This window comes from Bradyrhizobium sp. LCT2 (assembly GCF_009931255.1).
Taxonomy (GTDB): Bacteria; Pseudomonadota; Alphaproteobacteria; order Rhizobiales; family Xanthobacteraceae; genus Bradyrhizobium; species Bradyrhizobium diazoefficiens.
In genome coordinates this window covers 9297527-9315662 of sequence record NZ_CP034432.1, presented here as the reverse complement: position 1 = coordinate 9315662, position 18136 = coordinate 9297527, and the positions used below count along the sequence as shown (strand labels likewise).

Sequence of the window (18136 nt, the reverse complement as noted above, 5' to 3'; positions counted from 1 at the left end):
GTCGTTGACAACGTCCGTGCTTCAAAATAACCCTGCCGTCAAGATGCGGAATTAAATTCCGCACCGCGAAATCAAACAAAAGTAAATCCCCACCAAGGAGGGAAACCGTGAGCGAAGTGGTCAAGCTTGAGCGTCATGACGAAGTCGGGATCGTCACGGTCAACAGCCCTCCGGTCAATGCGCTGAGTGCCGCAGTCCGCGGTGGCATTTTGGAGTGCATCAAGGCCGCGGTCGCCGATCCGGCGATCAAGGGCATCGTGCTGACCTGCGCCGGCCGCACCTTCATCGCCGGTGCCGATATCACCGAATTCGGCAAGCCGCCGAAGTCGCCCGCCCTCAACGACGTGCTGTCCGAGATCGAGAACTCGCCGAAGCCGGTCGTTGCCGCAATTCACGGCACCGCGCTCGGCGGCGGCCTCGAGGTCGCGCTGGCCTGTCATTTCCGCGTTGCGGTGAAGGAGGCCAAGCTCGGCCTGCCCGAGGTGAAGCTCGGCCTGCTGCCGGGTGCCGGCGGCACCCAGCGCCTGCCGCGCGCGGTCGGGCCGGAGCTCGCGGTCAAGATGATCGTCGGCGGCGATCCGATCGGTGCGACTGAGGCGCTCAAGAACGGCCTGATCGAGGAGATCATCGAGGGGCCGGCCTCCGGCGGCGAAGCCTTCGTCCGCAAATTGCTGGCCGAGAAGCGTCCGCTGCGCCGCCTGCGCGACGACGATTCCAAGCTCGCGGCCGCCAAGGCCGACCGCTCGATCTTCACCAATGCGGTCGCCGCCATGACCAAGAAGTCGCGCGGGCTGGAGGCGCCGTTCGCGGCCGCCGACGCGGTCGGCTACGCCATCGATTTTCCGTTCGACGAGGGCCTGAAGAAGGAGCGCGAGGGCTTCCTCAAGCTGGTCGCCAGCGACCAGTCCAAGGCGCAGCGCTACGCCTTCTTCGCCGAGCGTGAGGCCGCCAAGATCGCCGGCGTGCCCGAGGGCACCAAGTCGCGCCCCGTCAACCGTGTTGCCATTCTCGGCGCCGGCACCATGGGCGGCGGCATCGCGATGTCGTTTGCCAATGCCGGGGTTCCCGTCACCCTGATCGAGACCGGCGAGGAGCAGCTCAAGCGCGGCCTCGGCATCATGCAGAAGAACTGGGAGGCGACCGCCGCGCGCGGCGGCATCCCGGCGGACGCGCCCGCCAAGCGCATGGCGCTGATCACCGGCGTCGTCGGCATCGAGAATGTCGGCGATGCCGACCTCGTCATCGAGGCCGTGTTCGAGACCATGGCGGTCAAGAAGGAAGTGTTCGGCAAGCTCGACCAGTTTGCGAAGCCCGGCGCCGTGCTCGCCTCCAACACCTCGTATCTCAACATCGACGAGATCGCGAAGTCGACCAAGCGTCCGCAGGACGTGCTCGGCATGCACTTCTTCTCGCCGGCCAACGTCATGAAGCTGTGCGAGATCGTGCGCGCCGACAAGACCGCGCCGGATGCGCTGGTGACCGCCGTCACCATCGCGCGCAAGATCGCGAAGGTGCCGGCCGTGGTCGGCGTCTGCGACGGCTTCGTCGGCAACCGCATGCTGGCGCAGCGCGGCAAGCAGTCCGAGAAGCTGCTGTTCGAAGGCGCCTTGCCGCAGCAGGTCGACGCGGTCGTCACCAAGTTCGGCATGCCGATGGGGCCGTTCGCGATGGGCGACCTCGCCGGCCTCGACATCGGCTGGCGCTCGCGGAAAGACCGCGGCATCAAGTCCGAGATCGCGGACGCGCTCTGCGAAGCCGGCCGCTTCGGCCAGAAGACCGGCAAGGGCTATTACAAGTACGAAGCCGGCTCGCGTTCGCCGCTGCCCGATCCTGAGGTCGAGAAGCTGATCGACGAGACCTTGCTGCGTCTTGGCCGCAAGAAGCGCGTCGTCAGCGACGAGGAGATCCTCGAGCGCATGATGTATCCGATGATCAACGAGGGCGCAAAGATCCTCGAGGAAGGCATCGCCGCGCGCCCCTCCGACATCGACGTGGTCTGGCTCTATGGCTATGGCTGGCCGATCTACCGTGGCGGCCCGATGTTCTGGGCCGACACCGTCGGCCTCAAGCACATCGCCGATCGTCTCGCGTTCTACGCCAAGGAGACCAACGATCCGAGCCTCGAGCCCGCGCCGCTGCTGAAGAAGCTCGCGGCGGAGGGCAAGACCTTCGCCTCGCTGGCGGCGGCGTCGAAGGCGGCGTGATGGCCGCTGGCTATCCTCTCGTCATTCCGGGATGGCCCGAAGGGCCAGACCCGGAATCCATTTCGCCTTCGAGTATGCTGCTCGATGGATTCCGGGTTCGCGACTTTGTCGCGCCCCGGAATGACCACTGAGTGTGATGTAGTAAATGACCCATCCCGGCGAACAGTTTTATCCCGAGGGCGTGCGTTGGGACGACACCATCGTCCAGGGCACGCTCCCCGACCTGCTGTCGAAAGCCGCCGCCGATTACGGCCCGCGCACCGCGCTGGAATTTCGCGAACGTCCGATCACCTACACCGAGCTCGCCGCGATGGCCGAGCGTGCCGCGGCGGCGTTCCTCCGCGCCGGCTGCGGCAAGAACGCCTCCGTCGCGCTGTTCCTCGGCAACACGCCCGATCACCCCGTCAATTTCTTCGGCGCGCTGAAGGCCGGCGCCCGCGTCGCGCATCTGTCGCCGCTCGACGGCGAGATCGCGCTGACGCACAAGGTGTCCGACTCCGGCTCGCGCCTGCTGGTCACCTCCAACCTCGCCGCACTGCTGCCGACGGCGCTGAAATTCCTGGAGAAGGGCCTGATCGATCGCCTCGTCGTCTGCGAGGACGATAATTGGGGCAAGGTCGGCACGCCCCAGGCCGCGATCCCCCCTGATCCCCGCATCGTCACCTTCAAGACCTTCGTCGAAGGCGCCGCCGCGCCGGCAGAGTGGCCAAAAGTCACGGCCGACGACGTTGCCCTATTGCAATATACCGGCGGCACCACCGGCCTGCCCAAGGGCGCGATGCTCACGCACGGTAATCTGACGTCGGCGGTGTCGATCTACGACGTCTGGGGCAAGCCATCGCGCGCGAGCCGCGGTGACGTCGTCGAGCGCGTGATCTGCGTGCTGCCGCTGTTCCACATCTACGCGCTCACCGTCGTGCTGTTGTCCTCGCTCCGCCGCGGCAATCTGATCTCGATCCACCAGCGCTTCGACGTCGAAGCTGTCATGCGCGACATCGAGGTCAAGCGCGCCACCTATTTCCCGGGCGTTCCGACGATGTGGATCGCGATCGCAGCGCTGCCCGATCTGGACAAGCGCGATTTCTCCTCGCTTGCGACGATCGGCTCCGGCGGCGCGCCGCTGCCGGTGGAGATCGCGAACTTTTTCGAGCGCAAGGTCGGCAAGAAGCTGCGCAGCGGCTGGGGCATGACCGAGACCTGCTCGCCCGGCACCGGCCATCCGCCCACGGGCCCCGACAAGCCCGGCTCGATCGGGCTGATGCTGCCCGGCATCGAGCTCGACGTCGTGTCGCTGGACGATCCGACAAAAGTGCTGCCGCCGGGCGAGGTCGGCGAGATCCGCATCAAGGGCCCGAACGTCACCAGGGGCTATTGGAACAAGCCCGAGGGATCCGCGGAGGCTTTCATCGACGGCCGCTTCCTCACCGGCGACATCGGCTATGTCGATACCGACGGCTATTTCTTCCTGGTCGACCGCAAGAAGGACATGATCATCTCCGGCGGCTTCAACGTCTATCCGCAGATGATCGAGCAGGCGATCTACACCCTTCCCGGCGTGCACGAGGTGATCGTGCTCGGCATCCCCGACCAGTATCGCGGCGAGGCCGCCAAGGCCTTCATCAAGCTCAAATCCGGCGCAAAACCGTTCTCGCTCGACGAGCTGCGCGCGCAGCTTGCCGGCAAGGTCGGCAAGCACGAAATGCCTGTAGAGGTCGAGTTCGTCGACGATCTGCCGCGCACGCCGGTCGGAAAACTGTCGCGTCACGAATTGCGCCAGCAGCAGAAACCGTCACAATCCACCAAAACCGCATCAGGAGGTCGTTCTTGACCGACGCCGTCATCGTTTCCACCGCCCGCACCCCGATCGGCAAGGCCTATCGCGGCATGCTCAACGCCACCGAGGGCGCCACGCTGCTCGGCCACGCCATCGGCGAAGCCGTTGCCCGCGCCAAGGTCGATCCGAAAGAGGTCGAGGACGTGGTGATGGGCGCCGCCCTCCAGCAGGGCGCGACCGGTGGCAACATCGCGCGCAAGGCGCTGCTCCGCGCCGGCCTGCCCGTCACCGTCGCCGGCACCACCATCGACCGGCAGTGCGCCTCGGGCCTCCAGGCCATCGCGCTCGCCGCGCGCTCGGTGATCTTCGACGGCGTCGAGATCGCGGTCGGCGGCGGCGGCGAGTCGATCTCGCTGGTGCAGAACGACAAGATGAACGGCTTCCACGCCCAGGACCCGGCGCTGCTCAAGATCAAGGGCGAGGTCTACATGCCCATGATCGACACGGCCGAAATCGTCGCCAAGCGCTACGGCATCTCGCGCGAGAAGCAGGACGAATATTCGCTGGAGAGCCAGCGCCGCACCGCGGCCGCGCAGCAGGGCGGCAAGTTCAAGGATGAGCTCGCGCCGATTACCACGCAGATGGCGGTCACCGACAAGGCGACCGGCGCGGTCTCGTTCAAGGAGGTGACCTTGTCGCAGGACGAAGGCCCGCGCCCCGAGACCACCGCCGAAGGCCTCGCCGGCCTTAAGCCGGTGCGCGGCGAAGGCTTTTCCGTTACCGCCGGCAACGCCAGCCAGCTCTCGGATGGCGCCAGCGCCACCGTCATCATGAGCGACAAGGAGGCCGCCAGGCGCGGCCTCAAGCCGCTCGGCATCTTCCGCGGCTTCGTCTCCGCCGGCTGCGAGCCGGACGAGATGGGCATCGGCCCGGTCTTCGCCGTGCCGCGCCTGCTCAAGCGCCACGGCCTCACCGTCGACGACATCGGCCTGTGGGAGCTCAATGAAGCCTTCGCGGTGCAGGTGCTGTATTGCCGCGACAAGCTCGGCATCGACCCCGAGAAGATCAACGTCAATGGCGGCGCGATCGCGGTCGGCCATCCCTACGGCATGTCCGGCGCGCGCCTGACCGGCCACGCCCTGATCGAAGGCCGCCGCCGCAAGGCCAAGTATGCGGTCGTCACCATGTGCGTCGGCGGCGGCATGGGCGCGGCCGGGTTGTTCGAGGTGTTGCAGTAATTTTCTGTCGTCCTGGCGAAAGCCAGGACCCATACTCCGCAGCAGGAGTTTGGCGGACAGACAGCAGTTGCCTTCGCAAAACGAAGGCCGGTGGTAATGGGTCCTGGCTTTCGCCAGGACGACGGGGAAACAGGAGGATCCGATGGATCTCGCATTCACGAAAGAAGAGCAGGCATTTCGCGAGGAAGTGCGGTCATTCTTCCGCGACAACGTGCCGCCGGATACGCGGCGCAAGCTGGTCGAGGGCCGCCACCTCTCGAAGGACGAGATGGTGACGTGGTGGCGCATCCTCAACAAGAAGGGCTGGGGCGTCAGCCACTGGCCGAAGCAATATGGCGGCACGGGGTGGACGTCCGTGCAGCACTACATCTTCAACGAGGAGCTGCAGTCCTATCCGGCGCCGCAGCCGCTCGCCTTCGGCGTCAGCATGGTCGGCCCCGTCATCTACACCTTCGGCAACGAGGAGCAGAAGAAGAAGTACCTGCCGCGCATCGCCAACGTTGACGATTGGTGGTGCCAGGGCTTCTCCGAGCCCGGCTCCGGCTCTGATCTCGCCTCGCTGAAGACGAAGGCCGAGCGCAAGGGCGACAAGTGGATCATCAACGGCCAGAAGACCTGGACGACGCTCGCCCAGCACGCCGACATGATCTTCTGCCTCTGCCGTACCGACGCGACCGCCAAGAAGCAGATGGGCATCTCCTTCATCGTGTTCTCGATGAAGTCGAAGGGCGTCACCGTGCGCCCGATCCAGACCATCGACGGCGGCGTCGAGGTCAACGAGGTGTTCTTCGACGACGTCGAAGTTCCCTACGAGAACCTGATCGGCGAGGAGAACAAGGGCTGGGATTACGCAAAATTCCTGCTCGGTAACGAGCGCACCGGCATCGCGCGCGTCGGCGTCTCCAAGGAGCGGCTGCGCCGCATCCGCGATCTCGCTTCCAAGGTCGAATCCGGCGGCAAGCCGATCATCCAGGACGCCGCCTTCCGCGAGAAGCTGGCGGCCTGCGAGATCGAGCTGAAGGCGCTCGAGCTGACGCAGCTCCGCGTCGTCGCCGACGAGGGCAAGCACGGCAAGGGCAAGCCCAATCCGGCTTCCTCGGTGCTGAAGATCAAGGGCTCCGAGATCCAGCAGACCACCACCGAGCTGCTCATGGAAGTGATCGGTCCGTTCGCCGCGCCCTACGACGTGCACGGCGACGACGGCTCCAACGAAGCCATGGAGTGGACCGCCCAGATCGCGCCGAGCTACTTCAACAACCGCAAGGTCTCGATCTACGGCGGCTCCAACGAGATCCAGCGCAACATCATCGCCAAGGCGGTGCTGGGGCTCTAAACGTCATTCCGGGGCGCGCGCCAGCGCGAACCCGGAATCTCGCGCCACAATCTCTGGATTCCGGGTCCCCGCGCTATCGCGCGTGTCCCGGAATGACGAAGCAAAAATTCCGGGTACGAGGAACCAAACAAATGGATTTTGATCTGTCCGAGGAGCAGCGGCTTCTCAAGGAAAGCATCGACGGCCTGCTGACCGATTCCTATGATTTCGAAAGCCGCAAGAAGTACATGAAGGAGAAGGGCGGCTGGAGCCAGGCCGTCTGGGGCAAGCTCGCCGAGCAGGGCCTGCTCGGCCTGCCGTTCAGCGAAGCCGATGGCGGCTTCGGCGGCGGCGGCGTCGAGACCATGATCGTGATGGAAGCGCTCGGCAAGGCGCTGGTGCTCGAGCCTTATCTTGCGACCGTCGTGATCGGCGGCGGCTTCCTGCGTCACGCCGGCTCGGATGCGCAGAAGGCTGCGCATGTGCCCGGGATCATCGACGGCAGCAAGACGCTTGCGTTTGCCCAGCTCGAGAAGAACTCGCGCTACGATCTGTTCGACGTCTCGACGACCGCGAAGAAGAAGGCCGACGGCTGGATCATCGACGGCGAAAAGTTCGTCGTGCTCAACGGCGAGAACGCCGCCACGCTTCTCGTGACCGCCCGCACCAAGGGTGACCGCCGCGACAAGACCGGGATCGGCGTGTTCCTGGTCCCGGCGAATGCCAAGGGCGTGACGAAGAAATCGTACCCGACCCAGGACGGCCTGCACGCCGCCGACATCACCTTCACCGGTGTCGAGGTGGGCGCGGATGCCGCGATCGGCAATCCCGAGGATTCGCTCGCGCTGATCGAACGCGTCGTTGACGAAGCTCGCGTCGCGCTTTGCGCCGAGGCGGTCGGCCTGATGGACGAGTCGCTCAAGACCACGGTCGAGTACATCAAGACGCGCAAGCAGTTCGGCGTCGCGATCGGCTCGTTCCAGTCGCTCCAGCATCGCGCGTCCGACATGTTCGTCGCCGCCGAGCAGGCACGCTCGATGTCGATGTTCGCAACCATGGCGAACGACTTCGAGAACGCCAAAGAGCGCTCGAACGCGATCGCCGCGGCCAAGGTGCAGATCGGCAAGTCGCTGAAATTCGTCGGCCAGCAGTCGATCCAGCTCCACGGCGGCATCGGCATGACCATGGAGGCGAAGATCGGCCACTACTTCAAGCGCCTCACCATGATCGAGAACACGTTCGGCGACACCGACTACCACCAGCGCCGCGTCGCGGATGCGGGCGGGTTGGTCTAGCCGCCACGTCGCGCTTGGATGCATCGAAAACCGAAAGCCCCGGAGACATCTCCGGGGCTTTCGTCGTTCCTGACGTCGTTCGCCGTTCGGCGCCTCACGTCCGCGTGCGCATCCGCATCATGAAGCTGTCGTAGCTGAGCTCGGCGACCTGCATCCAGGCGAGCGATTCGTTCCGGAACGCGGACAGGCTCGTGTACATCTTGGCGAAGTGCGGGTTGGTCTTGGAGAGATCCGCGTAGATCTCGTTCGCGGCGGCGTAGCAGGCCTCAAGCACTTCCTGCGGGAACGGCTTCAGGATCGCACCGGCCACCAGCAGGCGCTTCAGCGCCGGCGGGTTGACGTAGTCGTATTTCCCGGTGACCCAGGTGAAGGTATCGCGCGAGGCCATCTCGATCGCGGCCTGGTAGTGCTTGGGCAGCGCGTTCCACTTGTCGAGATTCATGATGTTGTGGCCCTGGCCGGTGCCTTCCCACCAGCCCGGATAGTAGTAGAATTTCGCGACCTTGACGAAGCCGAGCTTCTCGTCGTCATAGGGCCCGACCCATTCGGCCGCGTCGATCGTTCCCTTCTCCAGCGCCGGATAGATGTCGCCGCCCGCGATCTGCTGCGGCACGCCGCCGACCTTGGCGATGATCGTGCCGGCGAAGCCGCCGACGCGGAATTTCAATCCCTTGAAATCCTCCATCGACTTGATCTCCTTCCGGAACCATCCGCCCATCTGGGCGCCGGTCGAGCCGGTTGGAATGCCGACCGTGTTGTATTCCTTCAGGAGGCCGTTGAGCAACTCGGTGCCGCCGCCGAACAGCAGCCAGGAAATATGCGCGCGCGTGTTCAGCCCGAACGGCAGCGACGTGCCGAAGGTGAAGGCAGGATTCTTGCCCCAATAGTAATACAACGCCGTGTTGCCCATCTCGACGGTGCCGTTCGACACGGCGTCGAGCACCTGCAGGCCCGGGACGATCTCGCCGGCTGCGAACGGTTGGATCTGGAATTTGTTGTCGGTGACTTCGGCGACGCGCTTGCAGAAATATTCACAGCCGCCATAGAGCGTGTCGAGCGCCTTGGGCCAGCTCGCGGCGAGCCGCCATTTCACCTCCGGCGCCGACTGAGCGATCGCCGGTGCGGCAACGGCCGTGCTTGCCGCTAGCCCAGCGCCTGTCACTTTCAAGAAATCACGACGTTTCATGCGTAGCCCTCCATTGCGCCGATTCCTCGACAAGGGGAACGATCTTCTGTCGTCCTTGCTTCGCCGATAACCGACGGGGTGTTGTGACGATGTGGGTGTTTCCGCTGGCCCTTGAGGGCTCTTTGTGGATCCCGTGCGTTGCGGTTCCGCTAGCGAGGATGACCGGGAGGCTCGCGAGAATCAAGCCTCGTGCCGCCCTCGCAAGTGCGAACGCCGGCGAAGCAGGCGGCCTATACCTCTCCCGCGAGCGGGAGAGGTGAGGGAGCTAGCGGCGCAAGTCCTTCAATCCAACACGCCTTAACCCTCTTTCGCGAACGCCGCTTCCATCGCCTTTCGCGTCCTGATCGTCTCGTTGCCGGCGTCGAACTCGACGTCGTCCCAGCGCACCACCGTGCCATGCGCAACGTCATGTTTCAGCTTCACGCGATGGGCGAGCCCGATCGGCAGCGCGCCGGCCTTGAGGCTCGCGGCCGCCGGCACCAGCTTGCCCCACACGGTGTAGCCGCCTTCGCCGTCGAGCATTTCGCCGGCGCGCAACGCCCGCTTGGCCACCGCTGCGACGTCGCCGCGGAAGCCGTGGGGCTGGCCGGTCGGCTCGCCCCGCAACGCGGCCGACAGCACCGAGATGTTCAGCTCGAGCCCGATCAGGTGATAGGGCTTGTACATCGCAGCAAAGCGTCCGCTGGAATCGGTCTTGAGGCCGTACTGCTTGAAGCAGTCGGCGGCATAGTCGTTCGGAGCCTCCAGCACGACATAGACACCCCAGCGCAGGTCGCGAAACACCGGCCGTCCATCGCGTTCGAGCGAGGAGACGACTTCCACCACGCCGGAGCGCTCCAGCACGCCGCCACGCGAACGTGGCCGCATGATGTGCGGAAGATCGTCGACGCCGCAGGGCGGAAACAGCAGTCCCTCCGCCGGCACGTCGAGGCCGCAGGCATTGGCGATCGCGGCCATCTCGATCGCCGACTTGGTGCCGTCGAGGAAGGAGTTGAACATCTGCGGGTTCATGCCGGCCGACTGTGCTTCGCCGGCGGTCAGGCCGTAATGCTGCCAGACGCCGTCCGGCGTCACGTCGTGATAGGCCGGCAGATATTTCGTACCCTTGCCGGCGGCGACGACGCGAAAGCCGGTGGCGCGGGCCCAGTCGACCATCTCCGCCGTCAATGCCGGCTGGTCGCCATAGGCGAGCGAATAGACCACGCCCGCCTTGCGCGCCTCCTCGGCGAGCAGCGGGCCCGCTAGCACGTCGGCCTCGACATTGACCATCACGATATGCTTGCCCGCCGCGATCGCCGCGCGCGCGTGCCTGATGCCGACGGCCGGGTTGCCGGTCGCTTCCACCACCACGTCCATTGCGCCGCCGGCAATGGCGCGTGCGCCGTCATCGGTGAACACGGTCGCGGCGATCCGCGCCGCATCCCAGCCGACCGTGCGGCAGGCCTCGCGCGCGCGGTCGCGGTCGATGTCGACGATGATGGGCACCTCCAGCCCCGGCGTGTGCGGCACCTGCGCGAGAAACATCGAGCCGAATTTGCCCGCACCGATCAGCGCGACACGGACAGGCTTACCGGCGGACGCGCGGGCCTGGAGGAGGCGGAAGAGGTTCATGGGAGACATCCAAGAGTGCTATCGCGGTCGGGACGACGCGAACGATCAGGTTCAGTCATTCCGGGGCGACGCGACGGGACCGCGCGAAGCGCGCCCCGGGAGCGTCGAGCCCGGAATCCATCGGGCCGCAAAGGACGCGGATAAATGGATTCCGGGCTCGCGACTTCGTCGCGCCCCGGAATGACAGCTTACTCCGCCGCCTGCCGCGGCGCACGGGCAAGGCGCAGCAGGGCGTCGTCGTCCACCGTCTTGATCGGCGCGAAATCGCGGTGGGCGATGTATTCGGGCCGCGTGGGGGTACGGATATAATTCGAGACCGCGTTCAGCGTCAGGTACACGATCTTGCGCGGGTAGGGCGTGATGTTGCCGGCCGAGCCGTGCACGAGATTGCCGTGGAACATCAGCATGCCGCCGGGCTTGCCCGTGGGCGCCACGATGCCGCCCTGCTTGACGAGGCGCGTCACGGTGTCCTCGTCCAGCGTCCACAGCGGGTAGGACGTGGTGGCAAGGTCATGCGAGGCTTCGAGATCGCCGGCATTCTGGCTGCGCGGCACCAGCATCAGGGGGCCGTTGATCGGCATCACCTCGTCGAGGAAGATCGCGATGTTCATCGCGCGCGGCTCCGGCATGCCGTCGTCGCGCTTCCAGGTGCCGTAATCCTGGTGCCATTGCCAGACGTCGCCGGTGAAGGCCGATTTCGCGTTGATCTTGAACTGGTGCATGTAGACAGGCTCGCCGAACAATTGCTCGACCGGGTCGATCATGCGCGGATGCGCGCCCAGAATGCGGAAGGCCTCGTTGTAGAGGTGCGCGGCAAACGCCGTGCGCGGCGCGCCGCTCTTCTCGCGCCAGACCTCCGGCCGGTTGGCGTCGTAAATGCCGACCGCCTCGCGCGCGAGCAGATCGACCTCCTCCTGGCTGAACAATTCGGGCAGGAACAGCCAGCCCTCGCGGTGGAAGAACTCCAATTGCTCCTGAGACAGTCTCATGGGTCGTCCTCCCGTTGTTTTGTTCTTGTCATTCCGGGGCGCGACGAAGTCGCGAACCCGGAATCCATTCATCTACAGTCTCTGCCGCCTGATGGATTCCGGGCTCGATGCTGCGCATCGCCCCGGAATGACAGCGTTTAGCTACGCCGCCGCCTCGTCCGTCGCCTGCAACCTCTCCTCGGTCATCCGTCCCGCCGTCTGCGCATGCGCCAGCGCGGCGCGTTCGGCGGCCTTCGCGTCGCCTGCGAGAATGTGGGCTGCGATGTCGGCATGCTCGGCCCAGGCGCTGTCGCGATAATCGAGCTCCGACAGCACGGTCGCCATCGAGCGGCGCATATGCGGCCATTGCGGCGCGATGGTCTCCTCGATCACGGGATTGCCGGCGAGCTGATAGATCGCGCGATGAAAATCGACGTCGAGTGTGATGAGCTCGGCAAGCGGCGTCTTGCGATCGATGCGGCGCCCGGCGGCGAGCGCCACCTCGAGCCGCGCGCGTCCTGCCGCGTCGCTTGCGGCGCGCGTCGCGGCGAGCCTGGCGGCGAGTGCGTCGATGGCGCCGCGCACCTCGTAGAGCTGGCGGATGCGCGCGGGATCGAGCTGGGTGACCTCAAAGCCGCGCCGGCCGCTTTCGGCGACGAGGCCCTGCCGATGCAGCAGATGCAGCGCATGCGACACCGGCTGGCGCGACACGCCGAGCTTGTCGGCAAGCTCGTTCTGCCGGATGCGCTGGCCGGGCTGCAACGTGCGATCGGAGATCGCCTCCAGGACCCGGGCATAGACCTGGTCGATCAGGTTCGGGAGCGGGTCGAGAGGGATCACGCCGGCAGCTCCAACAGCACTTAGATGGAATACGGAATTCCGTATTCGAAGGTACTCTGGGAGGCCGAAGGCGTCAAGCGCCGCCCGACGCGGCGTCAGTCGCTGTTGTCAGCGGGGGGGGCTAAGCCATTGATATCGCTAGTGCCGCCTACTGTGCATGGGGTTGTTTTCGCGCTAACGGCTTTTGCCCGGTTGGGCGCCTACCTCTTGTTGCCCTGCTCGATCAGCATCCGGCCGGCCTAGCGCTCCAGCACCTCCACCTCGATCGCCGCGATCGCTTCTGCATCGGCCACCGCCTCGATCGCCGCAATCCGGTCGCCGCTGAAGGTCACGCGCAGCGCGATGCGCAATTGCCTGCCGAGGATGACCACAACACCGATCTCGCCATCGACCAGTGCCGTGCGCGCAGCCTGGGCGCGGCCCTTGTAGAGCTTCGCGACCGCATCCGCGCCGCGGATCTCCGGCAGCGTACCGAGCCGCACCGCGGCCTGGTCGGCGCGAAAGACGACGTCGGGATCGAGCACGGCTAGCAGTCCTTCGAAATTGCCTTCGCGCGAAGCTGCGAGGAAGGCATCGACGATCTTGCGTTGACGCGACAGGTCCGTCTCGGGCACCGGCGCGCCCTGCACGCGCCGCCGCGCACGGCTGGCAAGCTGGCGCGAGGCATCGACGGAGCGCCCGACGATCGGCGCGATCTCTTCGAAGGGCACCGCGAACATGTCATGCAGCACGAAGGCGAGCCGCTCGGCCGGCTGCAATGTTTCCAGCACGATCAGGAGTGCCGCGCCGACGGAATCGGCCATCTCCGCTTCGCGCTCCCGCGTCTCGTCGACCGGCTCCGGTACATGCGGGCCCATCGGGTCCTCCCGGCGCGACTTTCGTGCGCGCAGCATGTCGAGGCAGATGCGCGCGACCACGGTGGTCAGCCAACCCCGCAGATTCGCGACATCGGACGTATCGCTCCGGCTGAGCCGCAGCCAGGCCTCCTGCACGGCATCGTCGATCTCGCCGCGGGAACCCAGCATCCGGTAGGCGACCGCGCGCAAATGATCCCTGTTGGCCTCGAACTGCTGGCTGAGAAAATTTTCTTCAGAGTTTTTTTGGGTCATCGGTCACATTCCTGGATCTCGATCCGTCATGCCCATGACGAAGCCAATCCGGCCAATGTGACCGGAACCTTCGAAATTCGACAGATGGAGACGACAACGATGCACGCCCGCATGAATCACCCCGTCATGGTCCTGCCCGAGGCCATGAATGTTCTGCAATCTCTCGGCAATTTGACCAAACAGGGCCTGCCGGAAAAGCTCCTGGAACTGGTGCACCTGCGCGCCAGCCAGATCAATGGTTGCAGCGTCTGCGTCGACATGCACCCGAAGATCGCCCGCAAGGCCGGCGAGACCGACGAGCGCCTGTTCGCCGTCTCGGCCTGGCGCGACGCGCCTTATTTCAGCGAAGCCGAGCGCGCCGCGCTGGCTCTGACCGAGGCGGTCACCCGTCTCGCCGACCGTGAGGATCCGGTGTCCGACACGATCTGGAATGAGGCCGCCAAGCATTTCGACGAGCGCGAGCTTGCAACGCTGATCCTCTCGATCGCGACCATCAACGTCTGGAACCGCCTCAACGCGACGATCAAGATGCCGGTCGGCGTGTGGAAGGTGGCGTGAGTGCAAGTGAGGGAGGCACCAGCCGTGCACTCCCTCGCCCCGCTTGCGGGGAGAGGCGAACAAGCAGCTACTCCGCCAGGAACCTGTTCACCTCCTCGCCATACTCCAGCGGCGCCTGCTCGAACATCCAGTGGCCGGCATTCGCGATCACCGCCGTCCTGGCTCCTGCGATGTGCTCCGCCAGCACGCGCCACATCACCGACAGGCTTCCCGTCGTCGCGCCGCCGCCGATCAGGAGCGTCGGCGTCCTGATCGCCTGCGCATCCGCGAGCGTGTAGGGCCGGCGCTGCTCGTTGATCTGGCCGAGGAAGGTGAGCGTGTTGTCGCGCAGTTGCTGCTTCGCCGCCGCCGGCACGCGCCGCCAGGAGCCGTCGCCTTCGATGCCCTCGTAGAAATTCTGCAGCGCGCCCTCGATGTCGCCGGCGCGGATCATCTCGACCGAGCGCGCCGTGCGCGCCGCCAGCGGCGGATGCGCCGGCGTGCCTTCGGGCACCGGCAGGCTGGCATCGAGATCGCCGCCGGGCTCGGCCAGCACCAGCTTGCGCAACAGATCAGGTCGTGCCTGTGCGACGCGGAACGCGATGTGGCCGCCGCGCGAATGGCCCATCAGGTCGACGGGTGCGGGCCTGACCTGCTCGATGAAGGCGATCATATCGGCGACGTGCTGCGCCATCCTGTAGTCGTCGCCGCCGGCGTCCCAATGCTCGGGAAAGAAATGCCGTAGGCTGACCGAGATCACCCGATGGCTCTTCGACAGCGGGCCGAGCACCGAATACCAGGTGCGGAAATCCCCGAGTGTGCCATGCACGCAGACCAGCGGCGGACCATCCCCGACTTCGAGATAGGCCATGTCGTAACCGTTGACGCGAAAGCTTTGCATGATCAGCTCGCCAGGAAATCGAGAACCACTTCGGAGTATTTTTGCGGCGCCTGCTCGAACATCGGATGCGTCGCGTTCGGGATGATCGCCGTCTTGGAATAGGGCACATGCGCTGCGAGCGCATGCAGCACCTTCGGCAGCAGGCCCTTGGTCCGCGCGCCCAGGATGAACAGCGTCGGCATCAGAATCGATGCCGCATCCGCCTTCGAGAAGGGCGGGCGGTTGTCGCGGACCTGGCCGATCAACGTCATGGCGTTGTCGCGCAGATTCTGCTTCACCATCGCCGGCAGCCGCGGCCAGGTGCCGGCGCCCTCCAGCGTGTCGACGAACACGGCGAGGCCGCCGTCGACATCGCCCGCCGCGATCTTCTCCGCCGAGGCCGTGAATCGCGCCAAGAGCGGCGAGGGACCGCCGGCATAATCGGGATCGAGGCTCGCATCGAGCTCTCCGCCGGGCTCGGCCAGGATCAGCCGCCGCAACAGATCGGGGCGCGCCTGCGCCACGCGAAAGCAGATGTGTCCGCCGCGGGAATGGCCCATCAGATCGACCGGGCCGACGTCGAGCTTCTCGATGAAGGCGATGACGTCCTGGACATGCTGGGCGATCGAATAGGTATCGCCGACGCCGTCCCAGCGGTCGGGGAAGAAATGGCGTAGGCTGACGGCGATCACCCGATGCCGCTGCGTCAGCGGCCCGAGCACGCAGCCCCAGATGCGGAAGTCATTGAGCGAGCCGTGCACGCAGACCAACGGGGGGCGGCCTCGGTCTTCACCCACGTCTATATAGGCCATGCCGTATCCGTTGACGTGGAGGCGTTGCATTCCGGGCTCGCGAGAAATTGGAACTCCTGTGCAAGATTCCCGGAAACCGGGTGGATCGCAACTATTTCCAAGCCTAGATTTGGTCAGAGTTCACATTGGGGGCATGCGTTGAGGACGCAGCCAGGAATCAAGCCATGACCGACCAGCATTTTGCCCTGTTCGATACCAGGATCGGCCTCTGCGCCGTCGCCTGGGGCCCGCGCGGCATCAACGGCACGCAGCTGCCGATGGGCGGCGAGCAGAAGATCCGCACCCGCATCAGTCAGCGCCACGCTGATGCCAGCGAAGCCGAGCCGACCGCCGAGGTGCAGCAGGCGATCGACCGCATCACGAATCTGCTCGCAGGCGAGCCGGATGACCTCACCGACATCCCGCTCGATCTCGACGGCGTGCCCGATTTCAACCGCGGCGTCTACGAGATCGCCCGTACCATCCCGCCCGGCAAGACCGTCACCTATGGCGACATTGCCAAGCAGCTCGGTGGCGTCCAGCTGTCGCGCGACGTCGGCCAGGCGCTCGGCCGCAACCCGTGCCCGATCGTCGTGCCCTGCCATCGGGTGCTGGCGGCCGGCAACAAGCCCGGCGGCTTCTCGGCCAATGGCGGCGTCGTCACCAAACTGAAGATGCTCGAGATTGAAGGCGCGCTGGTGAACCACACGCCGAGCCTGTTTGATTGAGGATGCCGCCACCCTCCCGGGAGGGGGAGGGTAAGAGAGAGCGCTAGATCTTCGCTGTTGTCTTCGGCCAATACCTGTCGCGCAAATGCCGCTTCACCAGCTTGCCCGTCGGCGTGCGCGGCAGCTCCGCCTCGAAATCGATCGAACGCGGGCACTTGATCGCGGAGAGGCGACCCTTGCAGAACGCGATCAGGTCGGCTTCCAGCGCCTTGCCCGCACGCGTCATGTCGTGCGGCTGCACCACCGCCTTCACCTCCTCGCCCATCTCCTCGTTCGGCACGCCGAACACGGCGACGTCGGCGACATCGGGGTGGGTGATGAGCACGTCCTCGGTCTCCTGCGGGTAGATGTTCACCCCGCCGGAAATGATCATGTAGGATTTGCGGTCGGTGAGAAACAGGAAGCCGTCCTTGTCGAGATAGCCGACGTCGCCGAGCGTCGACCAGCCCTTGGCGTTGTAGGCCTTCTTCGTCTTCTCGGGGTCGTTGTGATAGGCGAAAGCAGGCGCGTCGGCGAAATAGACCGTGCCGATTTCGCCGGTCGGTTGCTCCTCGTCGTTTTCGTCGAGAATCTTGATCTTGCCGACCACGGCGCGGCCGACGCTGCCGCGATGCTCCAGCCATTGCTGCGAGTTGCAGACGGTGACGCCGTTGCCTTCCGAGCCGGCGTAATACTCGATCAGGATCGGTCCCCACCATTCGATCATTTTGGCTTTGACGTCGACCGGGCAGGGGGCTGCGGCGTGGATTGCGCCCTTGAGCGTCGAGACGTTGTACCGGTAGCGTACCTCGTCCGGCAGCTTGAGCATCCGCACGAACATGGTCGGCACAAGCTGCGACTGCGTGACCTCATACTTTTCGACCAGCTTCAAGAATTCTTCGGCGTCGAAATGCTCCATGATGATGGAGGTGCCGCCGAGCACGATCGCCATCATGTTGAAGCGCAGGGGCGCCGCGTGATAGAGCGGCGCCGGCGAGAGGTACGTGCTCGCCGCATTCATGCCGCACATGTCGGCGCAGAGCACGCGCAAGAAGGCGTTCGGCACGTCGATCTTGTTGCCCTCGAACGCCTTCTTGATTCCCTTGGGCCGGCCGGTGGTGCCGGACGAATACAGCATGTCGTAGCCGGCGACCTCGTCGGAGATCGGCGTCGTCGGCTGCGCGGCGGCTTCCTTGTCGTAGGAGCGGAAGCCGGGCAGCGGTTCGTCCATCATGTAGAAGACCGGCTCGCCGGGCGTGCCCTTGATCAGGGCCTTGATCTGGTCGGCGCATTTCGGCGTGGTGATCACGACCTTGGCGCCGCAATCGGCGATGATGTAGTCGATCTCGTCCTGCTTCAGGTAACGGCTGATCGCGGTGTAATAGAGCCCGCTGCGCTGCGCGGCCCAGCAGAGCTCCATGAAGGCAAGCCGGTTCTCCATCAACAGTGCGATGTGATCGCCGGCCTTCAGGCCGAGCGAGCGGAACAGGTGTGCGCCCTGGTTCGAGAGCTCGTCGAGTTCGCGATAGGTGATCGCCTTGCCGGTGCCCGCCATCTGGTAAGCGATCTTGTTCGGCGTGGCGCGGGCGTGGATGGAGGGGTGGGTCATGAGCGTAGGTCTCTCAACAAGAAAGGTGTCATCCCGGCGAAGGCCGGGATCCATAACCACAGGCCTCGGTTGTTG

15 protein-coding genes are annotated in these 18136 nt (G+C 65.4%); 7 read left to right on the top strand and 8 right to left on the bottom strand.

The annotated features are described in order from the left end of the window. Positions 1-107 precede the first annotated feature (107 nt). From EI171_RS43960 to pimD, 5 genes are all read left to right on the top strand, one after another. On the top strand, positions 108-2204 hold the full coding sequence (locus tag EI171_RS43960; protein WP_161536842.1) for a 3-hydroxyacyl-CoA dehydrogenase NAD-binding domain-containing protein: 2097 nt from the start codon (positions 108-110) through the stop codon (positions 2202-2204). Positions 2205-2349: 145 nt separating this feature from the next. Further along, positions 2350-4032, top strand: coding sequence for a dicarboxylate--CoA ligase PimA (gene pimA / locus EI171_RS43955; protein ID WP_161536841.1), 1683 nt, complete (start codon positions 2350-2352; stop codon positions 4030-4032). Further along, on the top strand, positions 4029-5216 hold the full coding sequence (locus EI171_RS43950) for an acetyl-CoA C-acyltransferase (protein WP_161536840.1): 1188 nt from the start codon (positions 4029-4031) through the stop codon (positions 5214-5216). The genes pimA and EI171_RS43950 overlap by 4 nt, the downstream gene beginning before the upstream one ends. Before the next feature lie 142 nt (positions 5217-5358). Then, positions 5359-6549 (top strand): pimeloyl-CoA dehydrogenase large subunit, encoded by a 1191-nt coding sequence (gene pimC, locus EI171_RS43945; protein ID WP_011090542.1) that lies wholly within the window; start codon positions 5359-5361, stop codon positions 6547-6549. A gap of 131 nt (positions 6550-6680) precedes the next feature. Further along, the gene (pimD, locus tag EI171_RS43940; RefSeq protein WP_161536839.1) at positions 6681-7823 is read left to right on the top strand and encodes a pimeloyl-CoA dehydrogenase small subunit; all 1143 of its coding nucleotides are present in this window, start codon (positions 6681-6683) and stop codon (positions 7821-7823) included. A 94-nt stretch (positions 7824-7917) separates the two neighbouring features. Here the strand turns inward: pimD and EI171_RS43935 are convergent, their stop codons facing one another. The 5 genes from EI171_RS43935 to EI171_RS43915 form a co-directional block, all read right to left on the bottom strand. Continuing rightward, on the bottom strand, positions 7918-9009 hold the full coding sequence (locus EI171_RS43935; RefSeq protein ID WP_011090540.1) for a TRAP transporter substrate-binding protein: 1092 nt from the start codon (positions 9007-9009) through the stop codon (positions 7918-7920). A 297-nt stretch (positions 9010-9306) separates the two neighbouring features. Next, complete coding sequence (locus EI171_RS43930) at positions 9307-10620, bottom strand: NAD(P)H-dependent oxidoreductase (RefSeq protein WP_028173806.1); 1314 nt, start codon at positions 10618-10620, stop codon at positions 9307-9309. 188 nt (positions 10621-10808) lie between these two features. Continuing rightward, on the bottom strand, positions 10809-11609 hold the full coding sequence (locus EI171_RS43925; protein ID WP_028173807.1) for a phytanoyl-CoA dioxygenase family protein: 801 nt from the start codon (positions 11607-11609) through the stop codon (positions 10809-10811). 141 nt (positions 11610-11750) lie between these two features. Then, the gene (locus tag EI171_RS43920) at positions 11751-12428 is read right to left on the bottom strand and encodes a GntR family transcriptional regulator (protein WP_161536838.1); all 678 of its coding nucleotides are present in this window, start codon (positions 12426-12428) and stop codon (positions 11751-11753) included. Between the two features lie 239 nt (positions 12429-12667). After that, complete coding sequence (locus EI171_RS43915; RefSeq protein ID WP_161536837.1) at positions 12668-13537, bottom strand: sigma-70 family RNA polymerase sigma factor; 870 nt, start codon at positions 13535-13537, stop codon at positions 12668-12670. Between the two features lie 99 nt (positions 13538-13636). Between EI171_RS43915 and EI171_RS43910 the strand changes: the two genes are divergently transcribed. Further along, complete coding sequence (locus EI171_RS43910; RefSeq protein ID WP_011090535.1) at positions 13637-14095, top strand: carboxymuconolactone decarboxylase family protein; 459 nt, start codon at positions 13637-13639, stop codon at positions 14093-14095. 67 nt (positions 14096-14162) lie between these two features. Here EI171_RS43910 and EI171_RS43905 read toward each other — a convergent pair whose 3' ends face one another. Then, positions 14163-14975 (bottom strand): alpha/beta fold hydrolase, encoded by an 813-nt coding sequence (locus tag EI171_RS43905; RefSeq protein WP_161536836.1) that lies wholly within the window; start codon positions 14973-14975, stop codon positions 14163-14165. A gap of 2 nt (positions 14976-14977) precedes the next feature. Further along, positions 14978-15796, bottom strand: coding sequence for an alpha/beta fold hydrolase (locus EI171_RS43900; protein WP_161536835.1), 819 nt, complete (start codon positions 15794-15796; stop codon positions 14978-14980). A gap of 134 nt (positions 15797-15930) precedes the next feature. On the opposite strand from EI171_RS43900, the gene EI171_RS43895 reads away from it, so the two are divergent. After that, positions 15931-16473 carry a methylated-DNA--[protein]-cysteine S-methyltransferase gene (locus EI171_RS43895; RefSeq protein WP_060908868.1) on the top strand — a complete coding sequence of 181 codons (543 nt, stop codon included), beginning with the start codon at positions 15931-15933 and terminating at the stop codon, positions 16471-16473. 43 nt (positions 16474-16516) lie between these two features. Here EI171_RS43895 and EI171_RS43890 read toward each other — a convergent pair whose 3' ends face one another. Continuing rightward, the gene (locus EI171_RS43890; RefSeq protein WP_028173812.1) at positions 16517-18061 is read right to left on the bottom strand and encodes an acyl-CoA synthetase; all 1545 of its coding nucleotides are present in this window, start codon (positions 18059-18061) and stop codon (positions 16517-16519) included. Between the last annotated feature and the right edge of the window lie 75 nt (positions 18062-18136).